This window comes from Sphingobacterium litopenaei (assembly GCF_014692495.1).
GTDB classification, from domain to species: Bacteria; Bacteroidota; Bacteroidia; order Sphingobacteriales; family Sphingobacteriaceae; genus Sphingobacterium; species Sphingobacterium litopenaei.
In genome coordinates this window covers 1-659 of record NZ_JACOIJ010000086.1, presented here as the reverse complement: position 1 = coordinate 659, position 659 = coordinate 1, and the positions used below count along the sequence as shown (strand labels likewise).

At 35.5% G+C, this 659-nt stretch carries 1 protein-coding gene; it reads right to left on the bottom strand.

What is annotated here, in order from left to right:
- The coding region (locus tag H8B04_RS16885; protein WP_190303070.1) for a transposase at positions 1 to 659 on the bottom strand (659 nt) is incomplete at both ends.

Here is a 659-nt window from a genome sequence, read left to right as displayed (position 1 = left end):
CAAATTTATCTTCATCCTTGCGACAGCCCTGAGTAATGGAAGGATTTAATTTTGCTACTACTTTTATCTGTTGATTATCTTTATTTTTAAGTTTAAGATTTTCTTTTCCTGAATACGCTGAATCTCCAATTATAGTATTTACTTGAATACCGTTTTTCTCACTTATTTCTAATAATTTGGGTAGCTCGGGGCCATCCCCCTTTTCTGCTGAGGTAACAATGGCTGCAGTGATCAGACGTTCTGGTGTCATAGCAATATGGGTCTTGTAACCGAAGAATTTGCTGTCAGCTGTCTTATGTCCAATGGAGGCATCTGTATCTTTGGAAATCGTATGACGATAGGCCTCATCTGTATCTTGTACCGTTTCTTTCAGCAAATTTAATTTCTCTTTAACAACAGGAACATAGCTTAGGGACTGATCTGCTTCAATCAATTTTTCTAGTTCTTTACAATATTGTATTTCTTTTTCTATTTCATCCGTAGTATTCTTTTTGGGCATACGATCCTTCATGGTATCATCAATGCTATACAGAGCTTTTCGTAATAATTTTGAACGCTCTCTTAATACCTCCAACGCTGAATATGGATTGGATCTAGAAAGTGAATGAGTAGCATCGACAATAATGGATTTAGATTTAATAATACCCTTATCTATAGCT